Genomic DNA, 19,942 nt, shown 5'->3' with positions numbered 1-19,942 from the left:
CGCACCGCGCAAGCAGCGCGCCGGAATCGCCTTACTTCAGGAAGCCGTTCTTCTTCAGGAAGTCCTCGGCAACGCCCTTGACCGGCTCGCCGCCGACCTGGACGCGGCCGTTGAGATCCTGCAGCGTGACGAGGTCGAGCTTGGCGAAGACCGGTTTGAGCAGCGTCTCGATCTCGGGGTGCTCCTTCAGCACGGCTTCACGGATGATCGGCGCCGGCTGGTAGACCGGCTGCACGCCCTTGTCGTCGTCGAGCACGACCAGGCCGGACGGCGCGATACCGCCATCGGTGCCGTAGACCATGGCGGCGTTGGCGCCGTTGGTCTGGTTGGCGGCCGCGCCAATGGTCGCCGCGGTGTCGCCGCCCGACAGCGTGATCAACTGGTCGGGCTTGAGCGTGAAGCCATACGTGGTCTGGAAGGCCGGCAGGGCTGCCGCCGAATTGACGAATTCGGCCGAGGCGGCCAAAACCACCTTGCCCCCACCCGCGACGTATTTGCCGAAATCGGAGAGCGTCGCCAGCTTGTTGGTCTCGGCAACCTCCTTGCGCAGCGCGATCGCCCAGGTGTTGTTGGCCGGCGACGGCGACAGCCAGACGATCTTGTTGGCGTCGTAGTCGAGATTCTTGGCGGTCTCATAGGCCTTTGCGGCATCCTTCCAGACCGGATCGTCGGCCTTCTCGAAGAAGAAGGCGGCGTTGCCGGTGTATTCGGGATAGATGTCGATCTCGCCGGCGGTGATCGCCTTGCGCACAACCGGCGTTCCGCCGAGCTGGATGCGGTCGGTGGTCTTGATGTTGTTGGCGTTCAGCACCAGTTGGATGATGTTGCCAAGCACGCCACCCTCGGTGTCGATCTTCGAGGAGACGACCACCTGGGCATTGGCGGAAGCCGCGGTGATGCCAAGCGCCAATGCCGCGCTAGCCAGAACCTTGACTGAGAACATTATGAAAACCTCTTGCTTTGAACCGGAATGCGGCGGCCGCATATGAGCATGGCTTCAACGCCCCGTCGGGGCACACGGTTTCATAACAAGTGGCGCAGGCGCAATAATTTTGTGCCGTCGCCGCGATTTCGGCCAGCGCCATGCTGACAGGCCGTGTCAAGCAAGATGATCTGGGGCGCCGGCTTTGCGCAATCCGGTCAGCTTGAGCGCACCCAGCGCCACGAAGCACAGTGCGACGACCGGGAAGACGAGCCAGTTCAGCATCTCCCAGCCCCAGGCATTGTAGACCGCGCCCGACATCAGCGAGGCGAAAGCGACGGAGCCGAACAGGACGAAATCGTGGAAGCCCTGCACCTTGCTTTTTTCGGAGGGGTGGTAGCTGTCGGCGACCATTGAAGTGGCGCCGATGAAGGCGAAATTCCAGCCGAGGCCAAGCAGGATCAGCGCCGTCCAGAACTGCCATAGATGCAGGCCTGACAGCGCTACCGCGGCGCAACCGACGAGCAGCACCAGGCCGGTGGCAACGACGCGTTCGGCGCCGAAGCGATGGATCAGCGAGCCGGTGAAGAAGCTCGGCGCAAACATCGCCATCACGTGCCAGGAAATGCCAAGCGTGGCGTCATCCGTCGACAGGCCGCAGCCGACCATGGCCAGAGGCGCGCCGGTCATGACGAAGCTCATCAGCGCGTAGCTGCCGACGGCGCAGAACAGCGCCGCGACGAAACGCGGCCGGGTGACGATGTCGGATAGCGGCCGGGCGTCGCTGTACGCAACTTCGGTGTGGCCGGCGGCCTTGGCCGGGATGCGAAGGAACGACAGGATAATGGCGCCGACCGCAGCCAGCACCGGGATGGCCACGAAGGATCCGGCAAACATCACGGGCGCCAGCAATTCGCGGGTGAAGATGACGATCTGCGGCCCGAGTATGGCGGTGATGATGCCGCCGGCCAGAACGAAGGAAATGGCGCGCGCCTTGAATTCGGGCGGTGCGTTATCGGCGGCGGCGAAGCGGAATTGCTGGACGAACGCGCCCCCGACGCCGATCACCAGCAGGGCGAAAGCGAACAGCCAGAAGCTGGCCTGATACAGCGCCAGCGTGGAGACAACTCCGCCGAGTGCAGTGACGATGGTACCGGTCATGAAGCCGCCGCGCTGGCCGAGCCAGCGGATGATGGCGGCGGCCGGCAACGCGCCGAGCGCCACGCCGATATTGAAGCCAGTGATCGGCGCGGTCGCCAGCGACTTGTCGGGGCCGAGCAGATATTGCCCGGCCAGTCCGCCCATGGAAATGGCGATCGGGGCGGCAGAGCCGATGATCGCCTGCGACGCTGCCAGGATGATCGCCGTGCGGCGCGCTTCCCTTGCTGCCCCGGCGACCGCGTCGGTCACGACGCGTCCTTGCCGCGCCCCTCACCGCGCACGCGGCGCGACACGCGATCGAGCACGGCATTGGTCAGCTTCGGCTCGTCTTCCTCGTAGAAGGCCTTGGCGATGTCGACATATTCCGAAACGATGACGGCCACCGGCACGTCGTCGCGCTTCATTAGCTCATAGACGCCGGCGCGCAGGATGGCGCGCAGCGTCGAATCCAGCCGCGACAACGGCCAGTCCTCGGTCAGCGCCTGGCGAATGATCGGATCGATGGTCTTCTGGTTCTCGACGACGCCGGTCAGGATGGCGCGAAACCATTGCGCGTCGGCCTCGCGATAAAGCGCGCCGTCGACTTCCTTGCCAAGCCGGAACGCCTCGTATTCCGCCGTGATCTCGAAGACGCCGCTGCCGGCCACGTCCATCTGGTAAAGCGCCTGCACGGCGGCCAGACGGGCAGCGCCACGCTTGTTGGCATGGCGCGGACCGGGCGAAGCGGGTTCGCTCACGATTGCGCTCCCAGTTGCTCTTTGAGCGCGATCATGGTGAGTGCCGCGCGCGCGGCAAAGCCGCCCTTGTCGCCTTCCGTGCGCTTGGCGCGCGTCCAGGCCTGCACATCGTTCTCGGTCGTCAGGATGCCGTTGCCGATCGGGATCGCTTCCTGCACGGACAGATCCATCAGCGCACGGCTCGATTCATTAGCAACGATATCGAAGTGATAGGTGTCGCCGCGGATGATGGTGCCGAGCGCGACAAAACCGTCATAGTCCTTGCCGCCTTCGCCCATGCCGTCGAGCGCAAACGTGATCACGGCTGGAATTTCCAGCGAACCGGGAACGGTGACGACGTCATAGGTCGCGCCGGCTTCGTCGAGTGCGTTTGTCGCGCCGTCGAGCAGCGCGTCGGCAAGATCATCATGGAAACGTGCCTCGATGATCAGAAGGTGGGCCTTCTTCTTCGGGCGGATGAACGCTTTGCCGTGTTGGGATGTGCCAGCCATAAATGTCTCCGGGGGTCGCCGGTGACTTAGGCCGAAGCGGCCGCATTCGCAAGCTTTGTCCGAAGGGCCAGACCAATTTCCGTGCTACCTCGACCTCGGGAGCGGGCATTCGCGAACTGCGCCCGGCAATGAAAATAGTTCAGGACCGATGTCGACTTTCGGGAGATACATTCGTCTTGTGATAGGAGGCGGAAGAAATTCGCCCAGGCAAGGAAACGAATGCGATGACAATCACCATCACTGCCTTTGAGCGATCGCCCGATGGCGGCAAGGGACTGGCGCGCGATACACGCGTTCGCTGGGCGCTCGAAGAAGTGGGCCAGCCCTATGAGGTTCGTCTCGTGTCCTTCGCGGGGATGAAGGCGCCTGACCATCTGGCCATCCATCCCTTCGGCCAGATCCCCACCTATGAGGAAGGTTCCCTCCGCCTGTTCGAGACCGGCTCGATCGTCTTTCATCTTGCCGAGCAGCATGCGGGGCTGCTGCCTGGGGATCGCGATGCGCGGGCGCGCGCCATCACGTGGATGTTTGCCGCCCTCAACACTGTCGAGCCGCCGATCCTCGAACTGACGACGGCAAGGATATTCGAAGCCGACAAGCCCTGGAGCAAGGAGCGCTTACCCCTGGTAAAGGACCGTGTTCGCGCCCCGCTGGACAAGCTTTCGGCTCATTTGGGCGCCGCCGACTGGCTCGATGGTGCGTTCAGCGCGGGCGATTTGCTGATGGTATCCGTGCTGCTGCGGCTGAGAATGTCAGGCATCCTGGACGAATATCAAAACCTGGCTGCCTATGTCGCGCGCGGAGAAGCCCGGCCCGCTTATATCAGGGCTTTCGCCGCGCAATTTGCGGTCAACGCCCCGTCAGCGCGTTGAAGCCACCTGAAGGTTACAAACCCTCTTTCGCCGCCTGGACCAGGCGCGCCGCGTAGCGGGCCATGGTGTCGATCTCGAGATTGACGCGGTCGCCGACCTTGCGCTCGCCCCAGGTGGTGACGGTCAGCGAATGGTCGATCAACAACACGTCGAAGCGGGTGCCCTCGACCTTGTTGACGGTGAGCGAGGTGCCGTCGAGCGCGACAGAGCCTTTGGGCGCTATGAATTTGGCCAGTGTGCGCGGCGCCTCGAGCGTAAAGCGCACGGCGTCGCCCTCGTCCTTGCGCTCGACGATCTCGGCCATGCCATCGACATGGCCGGAGACGATGTGACCGCCGAGTTCGTCGCCGATCTTCAGCGCCCGCTCCAGATTGATCCGGGTACCGGATTTCCAGCCCATTGCTGTCGTCAGCCGAAGCGCCTCTTCCCAGGCCTCGACCTCGAACCAGCGCGCATTCGAGCCGCTGTCGGGCAGCGCCGTCACCGTCAGGCAGACACCGCCGCAGGAGATCGACGCGCCGATGGCGATGCCTTGCGGGTCGTATGCGGTGTCGATGCGCAGGCCCACCCCTTCCCTAAGCGGCCGCACCGAGGCGACGGTGCCGACATCCGTAACAATTCCGGTAAACATCAGAAATCTCTATCTTTCACTTTGACCATGATCTTTCCCAAAACCCGGTTCCCACTTTTTGGGATCATGGTCGTATCCATTCGGCATAGCCGTCTTCGCCGAAGCGCATCTCGCGCAATTTGCGAAAGCCTGCCGGGATATGGTTGGCGTCGATGGGCGATGCAATGCCGTCCTCGCCGATCGCCTCCGGCCCCTGGAACAGCACGATGCGGTCGACCAGTCCCTCGGCGAGAAAGGCGCTGGCCACTTTGGCGCCGCCTTCGACCAGAACGCTGGCCATGCCGAGCGCGCCGAGATCCTCAAGCAGTTCCGGCAGGGCCACGCCGCCTTCATGGGTTTCGGTGCCGATGAAGCGCACGCCGGCACGCTCCAGCACCGACCGCCGCAACGGGTCGGCCTCCAGGCAGGCGGCGATATAGAGCGGCACCCGGTCGATGCCGGAGACCAGCTTCGAGGCTTCCGGAAGCCGGATCTGGCGATCGAGTACGATGCGCGCCGGCGAGCGGTTCTCCAGCCCCGGCAGCCGCACGGTAAGCGCCGGATCATCCTCCAGCGCCGTGCCGATGCCTACCAGTATGGCGTCGGCCTCTGCCCGCATCAGATAGACTTCGCGGCGTGCAATATCGCCGGTGATCGTAACCTGGCCGGCGCCATGCATGCCAATCTTGCCGTCGCTGGAAAGCGCAAGCTTCAGAATCACTTCCGGACGCTTTTTCAGCGATCGAGTGAGATAGCCGGCCATCTGCTCGGCGGCTTGCGCGGCCAGCACCTTTTCGACCACCTCGATACCCGCGGCGCGCAGGATGGCGTAGCCCTTGCCGGAAACGCGCGGATCGGGATCGCTGGCAGCGCCCACCACCCGCGCCACGCCGGCATTGACCAGCGCATTGGCGCAAGGCGGGGTGCGGCCATGATGGGCGCAGGGCTCGAGAGTGACGTAAGCCGTGGCGCCACGCGCGAGCTCACCCGCCTCAGCCAGCGCCTCGGTCTCGGCATGCGGCCGGCCGCCGACGGCGGTGACGCCGGTGCCGACGATCATCGGCCCGGCGCCGTCATCGCGAACGATGATCGTGCCGACCGAAGGGTTGGTCGAGGTGCGGCCGGCATTTCTGCGCGACAGCCGCAGCGCTGCCGCCATGAAACGACGATCGAGAGCTTCCTGTTCAGCTTTGCCAGGCGCTGCCATGCTCAGCCGGCGTCCTCTTCGCTCTTCAGCTCGTCGCCCTTGAGCTCGTCACCTTTGAGTTCCCCCAGCACGTCATGGAAATCCTTGGCCTCGCGGAAATTGCGATAGACCGAGGCGAAGCGGACATAGGCGACGTCATCGAGCGACTTCAGCGCCTCCATGACGAGACGGCCGACCTCGCCCGAGGCGATTTCCGTCTCGCCGGAGCTTTCGAGCTGGCGCACGATGCCGGTCACTGCGCGGTCGATGCGTTCGGGATCGACATTGCGCTTGCGCACCGCAATCTCGACCGAGCGCAGCAGCTTGTCGCGGTCGAACGGCACTTTGCGGCCGGACTTCTTCACCACCACGAGGTCGCGCAACTGGACGCGTTCGAAGGTGGTGAAACGGCCACCGCAATCGGGGCAGACGCGCCGCCGGCGGATCGCCGCGCCATCCTCGGCGGGGCGCGAATCCTTCACCTGCGTATCTTCGGACTGGCAATAGGGACAGCGCATGGAGAGCCTTCGGGTTGGCGATTCTGGCTAGATCAGGATGACGTTTGGTTGAATGACCGAATCGGTATCCTGATCTATCTCTTTGTTGAGCATGATCTTTTCCGAAAACCGGTTCCCACTTTTCGGGATCATGCTTTAGACGAGAGGCTTAGAGGTTTTTGCCGGGACGGGCAAAGGTTCGGCAAAGGCCGCTCGCTCCCTCAGAGATAGCGAGGCGCGAGGAAAATTGCCAGCCGCGCCAGATACGTCAGGGCGCGACGTCCTTGGTCGGGAAGCCGCAGGACGTTCCGAGGTTGCGGTAAGCCTTGGTGAAACCATCCATCGGGATGCTGGCGACAGTTTGCTTGCCGAACGTCACATCGAGCGAGATGACCTGGCGCATGGCACGCAGCAGCGCGAGGCTGGTCTTGGCCTGGTTGTCGACTGTCCAGCTCGGGCGGCCGGCGGCATCATTGGAATAGACCGTCGCGGAAACCTTGACGCCGGGGTCGCCGAATGTCGCCGCGATCTTCTTGCCCGTCGGTAGCTCCTTGTTGGCGACCGTGATCATGATGGCCGGATAGGCGTCGGGCGGCAGGGCGTCGCCGGTCGAGATCGAAAGCGTCAGCGTGCCCGCATTGCCGCTGCCATCGAGAAAGGCGGTGGAGGCGGCGCAGGTCTTGTGCGAATCCTGGCCGGTATCGAGCGCATCGATGATGGTGGTCCACCTGCCAAAGGTGGTGGTCGTCGGCATGTCCGTGCTCGGCTGCGTCTGCTCCTGGGCAACCGCGCCCGACACAGTGAAAGCGGCAAGCGAGCCGAAGAGAGCCAGAATAGCAGGACGGTACACACGCATCATCAAATCTCCAGTAGGCCGCGCCACCCGAACAGGAGCGGCGCGGAGCGCGGGATAAAAGACGACGCGCGGCGTGTGGTCAACCGAGATAGGGATAGAGCGGGAAACGATCGGTCAGCGCCATGACCTTGGCCTTCACCGCCGCCTCGACCGCGGCATTGCCTTCGTCGGAATTGGCAACCTTCAGCCCGTCCAGCACCTCGGCGATCAGCTTGCCGATCTCGCGGAACTCGGCCTGGCCGAAGCCGCGCGTGGTGCCGGCCGGCGTGCCAAGGCGAACGCCCGAGGTGACGAAAGGCTTTTCCGGATCGAAGGGGATGCCGTTCTTGTTGCAGGTGATGTTGGCGCGGCCGAGCGCCGCCTCGGCGCGCTTGCCGGTGGCGTTCTTGGGCCTGAGGTCGACCAGCATCAGATGATTGTCGGTACCGCCGGAAACGATATCGAGGCCGGTTTCCTGGAGGCTCGACGCCAGCGCCTTGGCGTTGGCGGCAACGCTCTCGGCGTACACCTTGAAGCTCGGCTTCAGCGCTTCGCCGAAGGCGACCGCCTTGGCTGCGATGACATGCATGAGCGGACCACCCTGCAGGCCGGGGAAAACGGCCGAGTTCATCTTCTTGGCGACGTCCTCGTCATTGCACAAGATCATGCCGCCGCGCGGGCCGCGCAGCGACTTGTGCGTGGTGGTCGTGACGACATGGGCATGCGGGAGCGGTGAGGGATGCACGCCGCCGGCGACGAGGCCGGCGATATGGGCCATGTCGACCATCAGATAAGCGCCGACCGCGTCGGCGATCTCGCGAAAGCGCTTCCAGTCCCAGATGCGCGAATAGGCGGTGCCGCCGGCCAGGATCAGCTTCGGCTTGGTCTCATGCGCGGTCTTCTCGATCGCATCCATGTCGAGCAGATGGTCGTCCTTGCGCACGCCGTAGGACACGACCTTGAACCATTTGCCGCTCATGTTGACGGGCGAGCCGTGGGTCAAATGGCCGCCGGAATTCAAATCGAGGCCCATGAAGGTGTCGCCGGGCTGCAGCAACGCCAGGAAGACCGCCTGGTTCATCTGGCTGCCGGAATTCGGCTGGACGTTAGCGAAGTTGCAGCCGAACAGCTTTTTGGCACGCTCGATGGCGAGTTCTTCGGCGACATCGACGAACTGGCAGCCGCCATAGTAGCGCTTGCCCGGATAGCCCTCGGCATATTTGTTGGTCATGATCGACCCCTGCGCCTCAAGCACGGCGCGGGAAACGATGTTTTCCGAGGCGATCAGCTCGATCTCATGGCGCTGGCGGCCAAGTTCATTGCGGATGGCGCCGAAAATATCCGGATCGGCATCGGCAAGCGTGGTTTCGAAGAAAGACTCGAATTTGTTCGACGCTGCCGCTGCAGTTGCCATGGCCTGAAATCCTCCGGTTCGGGGCAATTTACCTATGCATATCGCTGCCCCAAAACCGCTGCGCAGTTCTGGGCGACACGCATTGCCGCGCCATTAACACAGTTGTTTTGGCCTCGCCACGTTTGCGGCGCGAAATTTGCTGGCCGGATTGCGCCAGAGCGGACCCCAGGTCGCTATTTCCGCTCGTGCCGCCCCTGGAGCAAGGCTTCAGTAAGCGTGATCTCGGTAAACAGTGATCGTGCGTATGGTCGTTGATAACGCCGCTGCGGAACATGTCGCGCACGGCGGTGCGCTCGGCTTCGATGCCAGCAAGCCGCATTTCGAGCTCAAGCCGCCCGTCGTTTCAAGACTTGAGTGAGGCGCCGGCGCCGCATATCTCCTGGATAGCTCGCCTTGGAGCCGTTCCGGGATACGCGACGCTGCCGTTCCTGCAACTTCCAAGACTGATCCGGGCCCGCGACCAGTGCCGGAACAAAAAAGCCGCCTTGGCGGCGGCTTTTTTCCAAACGAGATCAGCCGCTTAGAGCGCAGACGTGATCTGAAGTTCTTGGGCGCCATCGAGTGCGTAGACGTCGTCGCGGAACTGCACAACGCCCGGACCCGTCGACCACGCCGACAGATAGAGGAAGTGCACCGGTACCGGGTTGACGACCTGCACAGGCGTGTTCTCACCGGTCTTGATGGTCGCCTCGAAATGCTGGCGGTCCCAACCGGGCGTGTCGCGCAGGATCCAAGTGACGAGGTCGCGCACGTTCTGCACGCGCACGCAGCCCGAGGAATCGAAACGCATCATCTTGCCGAACAGGCTCTGCTGCGGCGTGTCGTGCATATAGACGCCGTCCGGGCTCGGGAAGTTGATCTTGACCGAGGCCATGGCATTGCCGGAGCCCGGATCCTGGCGGAAGCGGTACTTTTCAGCATCGTCCGTCGACCAGTCGACAGTCATCGGGTCGACTTCGCTGCCATCCGGCGCAAACAGGCGGATGTGGCTGTCCTTGAGATAGTCGGGGTTCTTCCGCATCAGCGGAATGATATCCTTGCGCACGATCGAGACAGGCGCGTTCCAATAGGGATTGACGATGATCTCGTTGATCTTGGAATTGACCACCGGGGTCTGGCGGTCGATCTTGCCGACGATTGCGGTGTGGCGCAGCACCACGCGGTCGTTCTCGACCGCCTCGATCTGTGCCGCCGGAATATCGACCAGCACATAACGGCTGCCCAGCGTGCCGGCCTTTTCGCGCAGCCGCTCCAGATTGGTCTGCAGCTGGCCGAGCCGGATCTGCGCCGAAACGTTCATCGCGGCATAAGTGTATTTGCCCATGGCGCCGTCTGCCGGCAGGCCATGGCGCGCCTGGAAGCGCTTGACCGCGGCGTCGACATAGGAATCGAACGACGTCGAAATGCCGGCGCTCTGCGCCAGGTCGCCCGAAATTATAAGCCGCTTGCGCAGCGGTACGACATCCGGATCGTCGACGCCAAGTTGCAGCTTCTTGGTCGCCGGTACCTCTTCCCAACCGCCTTGGGCGACAATGTTCTGGTACTGCGCCACGGCCTGCTCCGTGAAGGCAACCGTCTGCAGGCTGAAGATCGGCAGCGTCGAGGCGACCTTGCCGCCTTCCGAGGCGCGGGCGTCGAACTGGTCGTCCCAATTGCCACGGGCTGAGGATTTCAGGATATCGTCGATGACATCCTGCGCACTGGCTGCATTGGCGACCATGGCGACGGCGAGCGCGGAGGCTCCGGATAGGAAAAAGCGGCGGCTTGTTCTCATGGACGTTCCAGACATTCTTGTAGCACTTGGCTTGTAGCGTTTGGCTTCGGCTACTTGCACGATCATTGGGCGATATCGCCCGCACTCTAAAGTTGGCACTGTTAACAATTAGCCAACCATGACCTGCATCACTTAGCCGTGAAAAGCGAACCGCGATGCGACCTTACAGGCGCGCCAATGGCTTTCGCCGCTGCATCACCCGCATCCTCGCTTCCACCGCGAATATGGCGGCAACGTGGCTTCGCGCCGAATTTGGACACGCCGGCGATCTGAAATGGAATGACCGGTGCTTTTCGGCACCGTTCCCTGACTGTTCCTTCAAGGCCGAGGCTCGCTGGCCCGGCTCAGTTCCTGGGGTTGCCTTCCAGCTCCGAACAGCGCTGCAGCACCTGGTTTTCCGGATAGCGCAGCATCTTGTTGTCATCGAGCTTGAGCAACAGCGTTCGTCTTTTGTCGACGCTTTGCTCATCGTCCGAGCAGGTCATGTCGAGAATGATGGCGTCCAGGCCTTTCAGTTTCTGGACTTTTTGGACGCTACAGCCGACTTCCCACATGTCGGCCGATTTGTCGGTGAACGTCACGATGGAGTCATTGTTGTCGCACGGGCTTGAGCCTTCGCTGGCGAAGGCGCCTTGCCACCACTCCTGCGCAAACGCCATTTGCGGCGCGGCCAAGAGCATCATTGCGACCGGATAGATTTTGAGATTGTTGCCTAAACGCATGCTGTCCCCTCCGGGCGGTGAGATTAGGCATTGCGGAGGCGAAAGCAAACCGCAGCAAGGCGCGGCGGCATGGTCAAATGGTGTCACGGCCATGATCGCAAAAAGGACCGACGCCCCCCGGCGCCGGTCCTTCATTTGCTTTCCCCCGGCCGCGCTTCTTATGGCGCGGCTCACGATTCGATGTCCGGATTACATCCGATAGGCGATGGTGTCGTTCCAGAACCGATCCAGCCGCTGCAGCGCGCGGTTCATCTGCTTGAACTCTTCGCTGTTGATGCCGCCGACCTGTTCGATCGAGCCGACATGGCGCTCATAGAGACCGGCGACGACGTCGGCCACTTCGTTGCCCTTCGGCGTCAGCGAGACGCGGACCGAACGGCGATCGATGCGCGAGCGCTGGTGGTTGATGAAGCCGAGATCGACCAGCTTCTTCAGATTGTAGGAGACGTTCGAGCCGAGGTAGTAGCCGCGCGAGCGCAGCTCGCCGGCGGTCAGCTCGGAATTGCCGATGTTGAACAGCAGCAACGCCTGGATGGCATTGATGTCGGAACGGCCGTTGCGGTCGAACTCGTCCTTGATCACGTCAAGCAGACGGCGATGCAGACGCTCCACCAGCTGCAGCGATTCCATGTAAAGCGTACGGATAGCCTCGCGGCGATCGTCGGATACGTTGGCGGTCTTCGCCGCCGGACGCGAATTGATCATTGTCTTTGCCTCTCGTTTGTCGCCCTGGTGATTTTTTGTTTTTCACCTTGATCGCGACACTATCGAATACTCATAAAATTCGACTTAAACGCTAGGGCTAACAAGAGCTTACCGGTAATAGGTTTCGGAAGACGCTTAACGAACGGTCACCCGAGCAAGGATAATTAACCTAAAGATTTAGCCAATGGCGGCGGGGCGGCGCTTCAGGCGCGCGCGGGGCGCTTCTGCATCCAGATCACGACGCGAAAGACGACATAAAGCAGCGCCACTGCGAAGTGCGAAAACAGGATCAGCGGCCGGTGGCCGAACAGATCGGGAAAGCCGGCATACATGATGATCTCGGTGACAGCGCAGATGAACCAGATAACCGGGCCCCAGGAGGCCAGCATCCACAGACCGGCGGCCGCGAAGGGAAAGAACACGGCCAGCATCACCGCCGCCACCTGCCAGTGCACGGGCATCAGGTCGAAGCGCCAGAGCGGGCCGGGATAAAAGCCGATCAGCCGGATCCAGTACAGGATGCCGAACAAAAGGCAGTAGCCTGCTATGACGCGCTGGAACCAGGCGAAGATGATTTCGACGCCCGAGGGCTGCAGCACGATGCGCCGTGACGTGACCTCGCTCAAAGCTCGAGCTCCCGTTCGAGTGGCGCGAAATAGGCGTCGACCGAAGCCGCGTCGACTTCGGCGAGGCTTGCCGGCCGCCACTGAGGCGTTGAGCCCTTGTCGACGATGACGGCGCGGATGCCTTCATAGAAGTCGTGGCCGGTGAGCATGCGGTTGAGGATGCGGAATTCCATCTTCATGCAGGCCTCCATCGACAAGGTCAGCCCGGCGCTGATCTGGCGCCAGGCGACATTGAGGCTGGTCGGCGAACGCGAGCGGATCGTGGCCAGCGTTTTGGCGGCGAATTCGTCGGCGTCGGCCGCCCGCTCCAGGCTGGCGACGATATCGGCAAGCGAAGGTTGGGCGAAATGGCGGGCGATCGCTTCCAGCACCGGCTGGCCGGTCTCGCGCTTGGCCGGCACGAAAAAGCCGCGCAGCACCGATTCCGGGTCGCCGTTGGCGCAGAGTCGGTCGAGAAAGGCAGACTGGTCGGCCGCCTTGATGGTGTGGGTGGCCAGGCCCGACCACAGCGCATCGCCATAGCGGATGCGGTTGCCAGTCAGCGCCAGATACATGCCGAAGCTGCCGCCGAGGTCCGGCAGCAGATGGCTGCCGCCGACATCGGGGAAAAAGCCGATGCCGACTTCGGGCATTGCGAACTGGGCATTCTCGGTCAGCACGCGCTGCGAACCGTGGAACGAGATGCCGACGCCGCCGCCCATGACGATGCCGTCGATCAGCGCGACATAGGGCTTTTTGAAGCTGTTAATGCGGGCGTTGAGCCGGTATTCGTCGGCGAAGAAGTCGACTGGCGGCTTTCCGGCGCGGGCCTCATAGACGTGCATGATGTCGCCGCCGGCGGAGAACGCCCTGCCCTCGGCCTTGACGACGACGACATCGAAGCCGGCATCGTGCTCAAAAGCGTCCAGCGCCTTGTCCAGCGCCTTGATCATGCGATGCGTCAGCGCATTGAGCGCCTGCGGCCGCGTCAGCGTGACGACGCCTGCCTTGCCCAACCGTTCGAAGCGGATCTCGTCGCCGCCGCCAAAATCCATCGTCAGAGATTCCCTCCCCGCGCCTGCGGGACTGAAGTGCTAAAGGTGGCGCATGGGTGCGTCAACCGGCGGAGGTGGTTTCGATCTCCGCTGCGGAACGCGACGGTGCATTATCGTCGGGCAAAATGCGGGCAAAATTGCCCGCGAAACACCACCTCAGCACCAGCCTGTTTGTGACCCAGGGTGAAACGATGACGCTTGAAACCGAAGCGCGGGGCTATGGCTGGGAAATGCCGAAAAAGTTCGACCCGGACGATGTGCTCAGCCGGCCGCTGATGGCCAATCTGGCAACGGTTACCGCGGACGGCGCGCCGCGCAACGCGCCGATGTGGTTCATCTGGGAGGACGATGCGATCTGGCTGCTCGGCTCAACCGAGGCAAGTGCTGTCAAACACCTCGAACGCGACCCTCGCTGCGCGGTGGAGATCGTCCATTTCGACAATGAGGCCGGCATCCTGCTGCATCTCGGCCTGCGCGGCGCGGCCAGCGTCGAGCCGATGTCGCCCGACCGCTTCAAACGACTGCTGCATAAATATCTGGGTCCCGAGGCGACCTGGAACCGCTGGTTCATCGACACCGTGGCCGATATCGACCATCCGAACGGGCGCCTGATCCGACTCGCACCGGAGAGCATCTTCACCAACAATGTGTCGTTCTTCAAAACCGGGCCGGAGTTGGCATGGCCGCCGAAGGCATAGCGGCGAGATCGGCTGGCACAATCGTGTCGCATTGGTCAGCGGCAAGGGCTCGTGGTAAAAGCCGCCTCGAAATAGCGGCGGGGCTCGTGGTAAAAGCCGCGCGATCCGGAGTTATGGCGATGAACAAATTCACCCCCGCAAAGCCCGCCGGCGCGCGCAGCGTCGACGAGATCACCGGCAGCCGCCGCTTGCGGCGCATGCGCAAGGCCGACTGGTCGCGCCGCCTGGTGCAGGAAAACCGGTTGTCGGTCGACGACCTGATCTGGCCGATCTTCGTCATCGACGGCAAGAACACGCGCGAGCCGATCGCCGCCATGCCCGGCGTCTTCCGCTTGTCGCTCGACCTCGCCGTCAAGGAGGCCGAGCGCGCCGCCAAGCTCGGCATACCGGCGATCGCCACCTTCCCCAATGTCGAGCTTGCGCTGCGTGACCAGACGGGATCGCACATTCTCGACCCGGAAAACATCATCAACCGCGCCACCCGCGCCATCAAGGACGCGGTGCCGGAGATCGGCATCATCACCGATGCCGCGCTCGATCCGTTCACCAGCCACGGCCATGACGGCATTTTGCGCGACGGCATCATAGTCAATGACGAGACGGTGGAACAGGTGACCGCGGCGGCCGTCATCCAGGCGGCGGCCGGCGCCGACATCATTGCGCCGTCGGACATGATGGACGGCCGCATCGGGGCCATCCGCGACGCGCTCGATGCCAACGGGTTTTCCGACGTGGCGATCATGTCCTACGCGACGAAATTCGCTTCCGCCTTCTACGGCCCCTATCGCGAGGCAGTCGGCACCGCCGGCCTGCTCAAGGGCGACAAGAAGACCTACTACCTCGATCACGCCAATTCCGACGAAGCGGTGCGCGAGGCCGAGCAGGACATCGCCGAGGGCGCAGACATGCTGATGGTCAAGCCCGGCCTGCCCTATCTCGACATCATCCGCCGGCTGAAGGACGAGTTCCAGATGCCGACCTTCGCCTACCAGGTGTCGGGCGAATATTCGATGATCAAGGCGGCCGCGGCCAATGGCTGGATCGACGGCGAAAAGGCGATGCTGGAGAGCCTGCTTGCCTTCAAGCGCGCCGGCTGCGACGGCATTCTCACTTATTTCGCGCCTGAAGTGGCGCAGATGCTGAAGGGATAGCCGCGCCGCGGCCACCCTGCTCATCTTCCTAAAATTCCACGTCGAGTTCGATAATGTCCTCGGGCTCGGCAAGCGCGTCCCGCGTCCACTCCTGCATCAGCGACCAGTCGAGGATCACCTCGCAATAGCCCGCGTGTGGCGCTTCGAGCTCAACCGCATAGGTGCGGAAACGGGTGCAGACCGGCGCATACATCGCGTCGGCCACGGTCGGCGAGGAACCGAACATAAACGGCCCGCCATAGGCTGCCAGGCATTCGGACCAGATCGTCTTGATCCGCTCCACGTCCGGGCGCGCGCCGGAAAATATCTTGAAGCTCTTGTGCCGGGCTTTCAGGCTCATCGGCAGCGCCGAGCGCAAATTGTGAAAGCCTGAATGCATCTCGCCTGATACCGCACGGCAATGCGCGCGCGCCACGCGGTCGGAAGGTAGCAGACCGGCATCCGGCATGGTCTCGGCCAGATATTCGGCGATCGCCAGCGTGTCCCACACCGTCACCCCGTCATGGGTCAGCCGCGGCACCAGCACCGATGGCGACAGGAGCAGCAATTCCTGCCGTTGTTCGGGGTCATCGATGTCGATGCGCTTCTCCTCGAACTCCAGCCCGGCCATGCGGCAGAGCAGCCAGCCACGCAAGGACCAGGAAGAATAGTTCTTCGACGAGATGGTCAACGTCGCCTTGGTCATGCCGTCGGCCCTCCGAGCCCCTTTGCCGGCAACAATCCTCTCGCAATGCACAAAATTTTGCACTAGATTTTTTTGCACTGCCACATGGCGGCTTCGGAACGGGATGCATCTCGATGCTGTACCAGGCCTACCAGCTTCAGGACGACCTCATCGCCCCGTCGCGTTTTTTCGCCGATCTCTTGCGCTCCGCGATGAGCAGCATGGTTTCAGGCGACAGCGTAAAGCAGCGCCTTGCCGCCGGGCTGGAGATGATCGGCCGCTTCAAGCTCACCCATACGCGGCCGGATTTCGACATCAGATCCGTCAGAGTCGGCAATCGCGACGTGCCGGTCACCGTCGAGACAGCACTCGAGCTGCCGTTCGGGACGCTGCTGCGCTTCGCCAAGGACATGGATACGCGCCAGCCCAAGGTGATGGTGATCGCCCCTTTGTCGGGTCATTTCTCGACGCTGCTGCGCGGTACGGTGGAGACGCTGCTGGCAGACCACGAGGTCTACATTACCGACTGGGCCAATGCCCGTGACGTACCGCTCGTCGCCGGCCGCTTCGGCGTGGATGACCATGTCGACTACATCATCCGCTTTCTCGAAGCGATTGGCCCGGGCGCGCACTTGCTGGCGGTCTGCCAGCCCTGCGTCCAGGCGCTTGCCGCAGTCGCCGTGATGTCCGAGGACAAGCATCCTGCGACACCGCGCTCGATGACGCTGATGGCGGGGCCGATCGATCCGCGCGAGAGTCCGACCAAGGTCAACGAGTTCGCCGTCAGCAAGTCGCTGGCGTGGTTCCAGAGTTCCGTCATTTCGCGCGTGCCGTGGCGCCATGCCGGCGGCGGACGCCGCGTCTATCCGGGCTTTCTGCAGCTTGCCGCGTTCATGGCCATGAACATGGACCGCCATAACAAGGCCCACCAAAAACTGCATGACCATCTGGCGACTGGCGAGACTGCCGAGGCCGAGAAGATAAAAACCTTCTACGACGAGTATCTGGCGGTGCTCGACCTCACCGAAGAATTCTATCTCGAAACCATCGACCGCGTGTTCCAGAAGGCGGAGCTCGCCACCGGTACGTTCACGTTCCGCGGCAGCCCGGTCGATCCGGGCGCGATCCGCAACACGGCGCTGCTGACCGTCGAGGGCGGGCGCGACGACATCTGCGCCCTCGGTCAGACCTCGGCCGCGCATGAATTGTGCCGGTCGCTGCGTCCGCATCTGAAGCGCCATCATTTGCAGGCCAATGTCGGCCATTACGGTGTCTTCAACGGCAAGCGCTGGGAGCGCGAAATCTATCCGGCCGTGCGCAATCTCATCCTGTCGATGGAATAGGTTTTGCCCACAGGGAGGCTGAAGAGATAGCCGGAACCCGAACGTACCGGGTTCCGGCTTTTCCTCACGCCTTCGGCAGATAAGGGATCGTTCCGGCCAGGTCGGTATCGTCGATCAGCTGGAAGCGGCTGTCGCTGCCCTTCTGGCGCTCCGCCACAAACGGGGCGTATTGCGGATCGCTGGTGAAGGCTTCGGCTGCCTTTGCCGACGGAAACGCCATGATGGCGATCAGGCTGGTGTCGAGCGGCTTGCCCTCGAGTGTCTTCACGTTGCCGCTGCGGGCGAGATACTTGCCGCCATGCTTGTGCACGAGGTCGTGCACCGAAGCGGCATAGGCCGGCACCCATTTGTCGTCCTTCACCTTGATGTCTGCGATCACGTAAGCGGTCATTGTCTTACTCCTCATCGATCGGCGCCGGACTGCCCGGCGACGGGACCGCTGCCTCGCATGACGGCCCCGGACGCCTCCAGTCACCAAACTGTACCAGGGGGGCCAGTACAGCTTCTGTACTGGCTGATATCAGGTTTTCTGAATAAGGTTCGGCAACTTCTTTTGGAGATCGCCACATGACACAACCCGGATATAAGCAGTTCTGCCCGCTCTCCATGGCGGCGGAGCTGTTGTGCACACGCTGGACCATGGTACTGCTGCGCGAACTGGTGGCGGGCTCAACCCGCTTCAACGATTTGCGCCGCGGCGTGCCGAAAATGTCGCCAACCCTTCTGTCGCAACGGCTTAGGGATCTCGAAGCGGGCGGCATTGTCGAGCGCACCGAGATCGAATCCGAAAAGGGCGTGTTCGAATACCGGCTGACCGAGGCCGGCCGGGATTTGCGCCCGGTGGTCGAGGCGATGGGTTTTTGGGGTCAGAAATGGGTGGAGGCAAGGCTCTCGCTTAAGAACCTCGATCCGTCGCTGCTGATGTGGGACATGCGGCGCAATCTGAACCCCAGCCCCCTGCCCGACGGGCGCACCGTGATACAATTCCTGTACCATGACCTGCCGGCGTCAAAACGCTCGTGGTGGCTGATCGTCGAGAAACAGGGTGATGTCGATCTGTGCTGGTACGATCCGGGCTTTGACGTCGATCTCTATGTCTCGACGGACCTCTGCACCATGACGTCGATCTGGATGGGGCTGACCACGGTTCACAAGGAACGCGACAAGATCAGCCTGACCGGCGATCTCGACGTCGCCGGCAAGATGCAGGCCTGGCTTGGCCTCAGCCCGTTTGCGGTGATGCCGAAGCGCGCCGCGGCTTGAGGCCAGTTGCCGTCATAGGCGCCGCAAATTTGCTGACCTATCCCGCCAGTGCTCTATACTCGTAGGTGCTGGGGCGGCGCCGCGTCGGGACCTTGTCTGTCAGGTCAACCACGCGGATCCATTTGCATGCGTCGCCTCGCAAGGTGACCTTCCGGCCGATCACCTTTTCGGCTGCTCCAAACGGTGTACTGGCCTGGGTCTCCTGACTCTCCTGGACGACCTCTCCGTCCATCCTCTCGACGCGATATGCCTTCATCTCGTGCGCTCCCGACTCAGGGCCTCCCGAAGGTAACGCGGCGGCTTTTTCCGTCAAGTATTAGAATATACTAACTCTTTGTGATTTTAGAAAAACCACTTGCAATTCGCAATCGGTTTGCTACAAGACAACCACTTGCAAATTACAACCGGTTACCTCGGAGGCTTTCATGTCCAAGCTGCGTGTCAATGCATTCACCCTGTCGCTCGACGGTTTCGGCGCCGGTCCTGACCAGACCCTGCAAAACCCGCTGGGCGTTGGTGGCGAAGATCTGCATAAATGGATGATCGGCACCCGCACCTTTCGCAAGATGGTGATGGGCAAGGAAGGCGGCACCACCGACACCGACGATGACTTCGCCGTCCGCAGTTTCGACAATGTCGGCGCATGGATCCTCGGCCGCAACATGTTCGGGCCAATCCGCGGCGAGTGGCCGGACGACAGCTGGAAGGGCTGGTGGGGCACCAATCCGCCCTACCATGTGCCGGTCTTCGTGCTGACGCACTACAAGCGCGATCCGATCGAAATGGAAGGCGGCACCACTTTCCACTTCGTCACCGGCGGCATCCATGAGGCACTCGACCAGGCGAAAGCCGCGGCCGGTGGCAAGGATGTCCGCGTCGGCGGCGGCGTCTCCACCATCCGGCAGTATCTCAAGGAGAAGCTCATCGACGAGTTGCATCTGGCGGTGTCGCCGGTGCTGCTGGGCAAGGGTGAGAATCTGTTTGCCGGCCTGGATATGCTCAAGCTCGGCTATCAGTGCACCGACCAGGTGGCGACGGCGATTGCGACGCATGTGACGATCAAGCGGGGTAGGTAGCGAACCCCTCGGCGCAGGCTCCTTTCTCCCCGTTCTACGGGGAGAAATGCCCGGCAGGGCAATGAGGGGCGGCGCAAACGGTCGAAGGATTTCACCACCGAACCCAACCGCCGATGGCGTTATGGCGTTGAAATAAATCATCCCGTATGAGCCACTTGAGC

General features: G+C 62.6%; 22 protein-coding genes. 6 read left to right on the top strand and 16 right to left on the bottom strand.

Annotated elements, in window-relative coordinates; translation table 11 throughout:
- Positions 1–31: 31 nt before the first annotated feature.
- From osmF to ribH, 4 genes are all read right to left on the bottom strand, one after another.
- Positions 32–943: a glycine betaine ABC transporter substrate-binding protein OsmF gene (gene osmF / locus ACYHH6_RS20120; RefSeq protein WP_352589326.1), complete on the bottom strand. Its 912-nt coding sequence runs from the start codon at positions 941–943 to the stop codon at positions 32–34.
- A 156-nt stretch (positions 944–1,099) separates the two neighbouring features.
- A complete protein-coding gene (locus ACYHH6_RS20115) occupies positions 1,100–2,332 on the bottom strand; it encodes an MFS transporter (protein WP_352589328.1) in 1,233 nt (410 codons plus the stop codon).
- Positions 2,329–2,820 (bottom strand): transcription antitermination factor NusB, encoded by a 492-nt coding sequence (nusB, locus tag ACYHH6_RS20110; protein ID WP_352589330.1) that lies wholly within the window; start codon positions 2,818–2,820, stop codon positions 2,329–2,331. Before nusB ends, ACYHH6_RS20115 begins: the two co-directional genes overlap by 4 nt.
- Positions 2,817–3,311, bottom strand: coding sequence for a 6,7-dimethyl-8-ribityllumazine synthase (ribH, locus tag ACYHH6_RS20105; RefSeq protein WP_352589333.1), 495 nt, complete (start codon positions 3,309–3,311; stop codon positions 2,817–2,819). The genes nusB and ribH overlap by 4 nt, the downstream gene beginning before the upstream one ends.
- 224 nt (positions 3,312–3,535) lie before the next feature.
- Between ribH and ACYHH6_RS20100 the strand changes: the two genes are divergently transcribed.
- Complete coding sequence (locus ACYHH6_RS20100; RefSeq protein WP_352589336.1) at positions 3,536–4,183, top strand: glutathione S-transferase family protein; 648 nt, start codon at positions 3,536–3,538, stop codon at positions 4,181–4,183.
- Between the two features lie 13 nt (positions 4,184–4,196).
- Here the strand turns inward: ACYHH6_RS20100 and ACYHH6_RS20095 are convergent, their stop codons facing one another.
- The 10 genes from ACYHH6_RS20095 to ACYHH6_RS20050 all read right to left on the bottom strand — a co-directional run bounded on the left by ACYHH6_RS20095 (position 4,197) and on the right by ACYHH6_RS20050 (position 13,586).
- A complete protein-coding gene (locus tag ACYHH6_RS20095; RefSeq protein ID WP_352589339.1) occupies positions 4,197–4,814 on the bottom strand; it encodes a riboflavin synthase in 618 nt (205 codons plus the stop codon).
- 64 nt (positions 4,815–4,878) lie between these two features.
- Positions 4,879–6,000: a bifunctional diaminohydroxyphosphoribosylaminopyrimidine deaminase/5-amino-6-(5-phosphoribosylamino)uracil reductase RibD gene (ribD, locus tag ACYHH6_RS20090; RefSeq protein ID WP_352589342.1), complete on the bottom strand. Its 1,122-nt coding sequence runs from the start codon at positions 5,998–6,000 to the stop codon at positions 4,879–4,881.
- 2 nt (positions 6,001–6,002) lie between these two features.
- A complete protein-coding gene (gene nrdR / locus ACYHH6_RS20085) occupies positions 6,003–6,497 on the bottom strand; it encodes a transcriptional regulator NrdR (RefSeq protein ID WP_023669351.1) in 495 nt (164 codons plus the stop codon).
- A gap of 247 nt (positions 6,498–6,744) precedes the next feature.
- The gene (locus ACYHH6_RS20080) at positions 6,745–7,332 is read right to left on the bottom strand and encodes a hypothetical protein (protein ID WP_352589345.1); all 588 of its coding nucleotides are present in this window, start codon (positions 7,330–7,332) and stop codon (positions 6,745–6,747) included.
- A gap of 79 nt (positions 7,333–7,411) precedes the next feature.
- Positions 7,412–8,725: a serine hydroxymethyltransferase gene (glyA, locus tag ACYHH6_RS20075; RefSeq protein ID WP_352589347.1), complete on the bottom strand. Its 1,314-nt coding sequence runs from the start codon at positions 8,723–8,725 to the stop codon at positions 7,412–7,414.
- A 520-nt stretch (positions 8,726–9,245) separates the two neighbouring features.
- A complete protein-coding gene (locus ACYHH6_RS20070) occupies positions 9,246–10,499 on the bottom strand; it encodes a L,D-transpeptidase family protein (RefSeq protein ID WP_352589350.1) in 1,254 nt (417 codons plus the stop codon).
- Positions 10,500–10,843: 344 nt separating this feature from the next.
- A complete protein-coding gene (locus ACYHH6_RS20065; RefSeq protein ID WP_352589353.1) occupies positions 10,844–11,356 on the bottom strand; it encodes a hypothetical protein in 513 nt (170 codons plus the stop codon).
- A 54-nt stretch (positions 11,357–11,410) separates the two neighbouring features.
- A complete protein-coding gene (ldtR, locus tag ACYHH6_RS20060; RefSeq protein WP_112562982.1) occupies positions 11,411–11,926 on the bottom strand; it encodes a transcriptional regulator LdtR in 516 nt (171 codons plus the stop codon).
- A 203-nt stretch (positions 11,927–12,129) separates the two neighbouring features.
- Positions 12,130–12,552, bottom strand: coding sequence for a DUF6163 family protein (locus ACYHH6_RS20055; RefSeq protein ID WP_352589356.1), 423 nt, complete (start codon positions 12,550–12,552; stop codon positions 12,130–12,132).
- Positions 12,549–13,586, bottom strand: a complete 1,038-nt coding sequence (locus tag ACYHH6_RS20050; protein WP_352589359.1) for an enoyl-CoA hydratase/isomerase family protein — start codon at positions 13,584–13,586, stop codon at positions 12,549–12,551. The genes ACYHH6_RS20055 and ACYHH6_RS20050 overlap by 4 nt, the downstream gene beginning before the upstream one ends.
- 191 nt (positions 13,587–13,777) lie before the next feature.
- On the opposite strand from ACYHH6_RS20050, the gene ACYHH6_RS20045 reads away from it, so the two are divergent.
- Complete coding sequence (locus tag ACYHH6_RS20045) at positions 13,778–14,284, top strand: pyridoxamine 5'-phosphate oxidase family protein (RefSeq protein ID WP_352589362.1); 507 nt, start codon at positions 13,778–13,780, stop codon at positions 14,282–14,284.
- Between the two features lie 119 nt (positions 14,285–14,403).
- Positions 14,404–15,435, top strand: a complete 1,032-nt coding sequence (gene hemB / locus ACYHH6_RS20040) for a porphobilinogen synthase (protein ID WP_192253223.1) — start codon at positions 14,404–14,406, stop codon at positions 15,433–15,435.
- 28 nt (positions 15,436–15,463) lie between these two features.
- Here the strand turns inward: hemB and ACYHH6_RS20035 are convergent, their stop codons facing one another.
- Complete coding sequence (locus tag ACYHH6_RS20035) at positions 15,464–16,120, bottom strand: glutathione S-transferase family protein (protein ID WP_352589365.1); 657 nt, start codon at positions 16,118–16,120, stop codon at positions 15,464–15,466.
- Between the two features lie 113 nt (positions 16,121–16,233).
- Here ACYHH6_RS20035 and ACYHH6_RS20030 point away from each other — a divergent pair, with 113 nt between their 5' ends.
- On the top strand, positions 16,234–17,442 hold the full coding sequence (locus ACYHH6_RS20030; protein ID WP_352589368.1) for a polyhydroxyalkanoate depolymerase: 1,209 nt from the start codon (positions 16,234–16,236) through the stop codon (positions 17,440–17,442).
- Between the two features lie 64 nt (positions 17,443–17,506).
- Here the strand turns inward: ACYHH6_RS20030 and ACYHH6_RS20025 are convergent, their stop codons facing one another.
- Positions 17,507–17,833 (bottom strand): DUF1330 domain-containing protein, encoded by a 327-nt coding sequence (locus tag ACYHH6_RS20025; protein ID WP_352560442.1) that lies wholly within the window; start codon positions 17,831–17,833, stop codon positions 17,507–17,509.
- 176 nt (positions 17,834–18,009) lie between these two features.
- On the opposite strand from ACYHH6_RS20025, the gene ACYHH6_RS20020 reads away from it, so the two are divergent.
- Together ACYHH6_RS20020 and ACYHH6_RS20015 are read left to right on the top strand one after the other, a co-directional pair.
- Positions 18,010–18,705 carry a winged helix-turn-helix transcriptional regulator gene (locus tag ACYHH6_RS20020; RefSeq protein ID WP_352589371.1) on the top strand — a complete coding sequence of 232 codons (696 nt, stop codon included), beginning with the start codon at positions 18,010–18,012 and terminating at the stop codon, positions 18,703–18,705.
- A gap of 425 nt (positions 18,706–19,130) precedes the next feature.
- Entirely contained in the window at positions 19,131–19,781 is a 651-nt protein-coding gene (locus ACYHH6_RS20015) for a dihydrofolate reductase family protein (protein ID WP_352589374.1), read from the top strand.
- Positions 19,782–19,942: the final 161 nt, after the last annotated feature.

The sequence above is a fragment of the Mesorhizobium sp. P171375 genome (assembly GCF_057786075.1).
Note: the sequence above shows the minus strand (reverse complement) of the source record. Positions and strands in the feature narration are given on the sequence as shown.

Excerpts from the sequence above, each read along its gene's own strand:
- ACYHH6_RS20035 (WP_352589365.1), bottom strand. The coding sequence starts at position 16,120 with ATGACCAAGGCGACGTTGACCATCTCGTCGAAGAACTATTCTTCCTGG.
- ACYHH6_RS20065 (WP_352589353.1), bottom strand. The coding sequence starts at position 11,356 with ATGAAGGACCGGCGCCGGGGGGCGTCGGTCCTTTTTGCGATCATGGCC.
- ribD (WP_352589342.1), bottom strand. The coding sequence starts at position 6,000 with ATGGCAGCGCCTGGCAAAGCTGAACAGGAAGCTCTCGATCGTCGTTTC.
- ACYHH6_RS20015 (WP_352589374.1), top strand. The coding sequence starts at position 19,131 with ATGTCCAAGCTGCGTGTCAATGCATTCACCCTGTCGCTCGACGGTTTC.
- ACYHH6_RS20050 (WP_352589359.1), bottom strand. The coding sequence starts at position 13,586 with ATGGATTTTGGCGGCGGCGACGAGATCCGCTTCGAACGGTTGGGCAAG.
- ACYHH6_RS20020 (WP_352589371.1), top strand. The coding sequence starts at position 18,010 with ATGACACAACCCGGATATAAGCAGTTCTGCCCGCTCTCCATGGCGGCG.
- ACYHH6_RS20080 (WP_352589345.1), bottom strand. The coding sequence starts at position 7,332 with ATGCGTGTGTACCGTCCTGCTATTCTGGCTCTCTTCGGCTCGCTTGCC.
- ACYHH6_RS20100 (WP_352589336.1), top strand. The coding sequence starts at position 3,536 with ATGACAATCACCATCACTGCCTTTGAGCGATCGCCCGATGGCGGCAAG.
- ACYHH6_RS20030 (WP_352589368.1), top strand. The coding sequence starts at position 16,234 with ATGCTGTACCAGGCCTACCAGCTTCAGGACGACCTCATCGCCCCGTCG.
- ACYHH6_RS20095 (WP_352589339.1), bottom strand. The coding sequence starts at position 4,814 with ATGTTTACCGGAATTGTTACGGATGTCGGCACCGTCGCCTCGGTGCGG.
- hemB (WP_192253223.1), top strand. The coding sequence starts at position 14,404 with ATGAACAAATTCACCCCCGCAAAGCCCGCCGGCGCGCGCAGCGTCGAC.
- ACYHH6_RS20025 (WP_352560442.1), bottom strand. The coding sequence starts at position 17,833 with ATGACCGCTTACGTGATCGCAGACATCAAGGTGAAGGACGACAAATGG.
- ribH (WP_352589333.1), bottom strand. The coding sequence starts at position 3,311 with ATGGCTGGCACATCCCAACACGGCAAAGCGTTCATCCGCCCGAAGAAG.
- glyA (WP_352589347.1), bottom strand. The coding sequence starts at position 8,725 with ATGGCAACTGCAGCGGCAGCGTCGAACAAATTCGAGTCTTTCTTCGAA.
- ldtR (WP_112562982.1), bottom strand. The coding sequence starts at position 11,926 with ATGATCAATTCGCGTCCGGCGGCGAAGACCGCCAACGTATCCGACGAT.
- osmF (WP_352589326.1), bottom strand. The coding sequence starts at position 943 with ATGTTCTCAGTCAAGGTTCTGGCTAGCGCGGCATTGGCGCTTGGCATC.
- ACYHH6_RS20045 (WP_352589362.1), top strand. The coding sequence starts at position 13,778 with ATGACGCTTGAAACCGAAGCGCGGGGCTATGGCTGGGAAATGCCGAAA.
- nrdR (WP_023669351.1), bottom strand. The coding sequence starts at position 6,497 with ATGCGCTGTCCCTATTGCCAGTCCGAAGATACGCAGGTGAAGGATTCG.
- ACYHH6_RS20070 (WP_352589350.1), bottom strand. The coding sequence starts at position 10,499 with ATGAGAACAAGCCGCCGCTTTTTCCTATCCGGAGCCTCCGCGCTCGCC.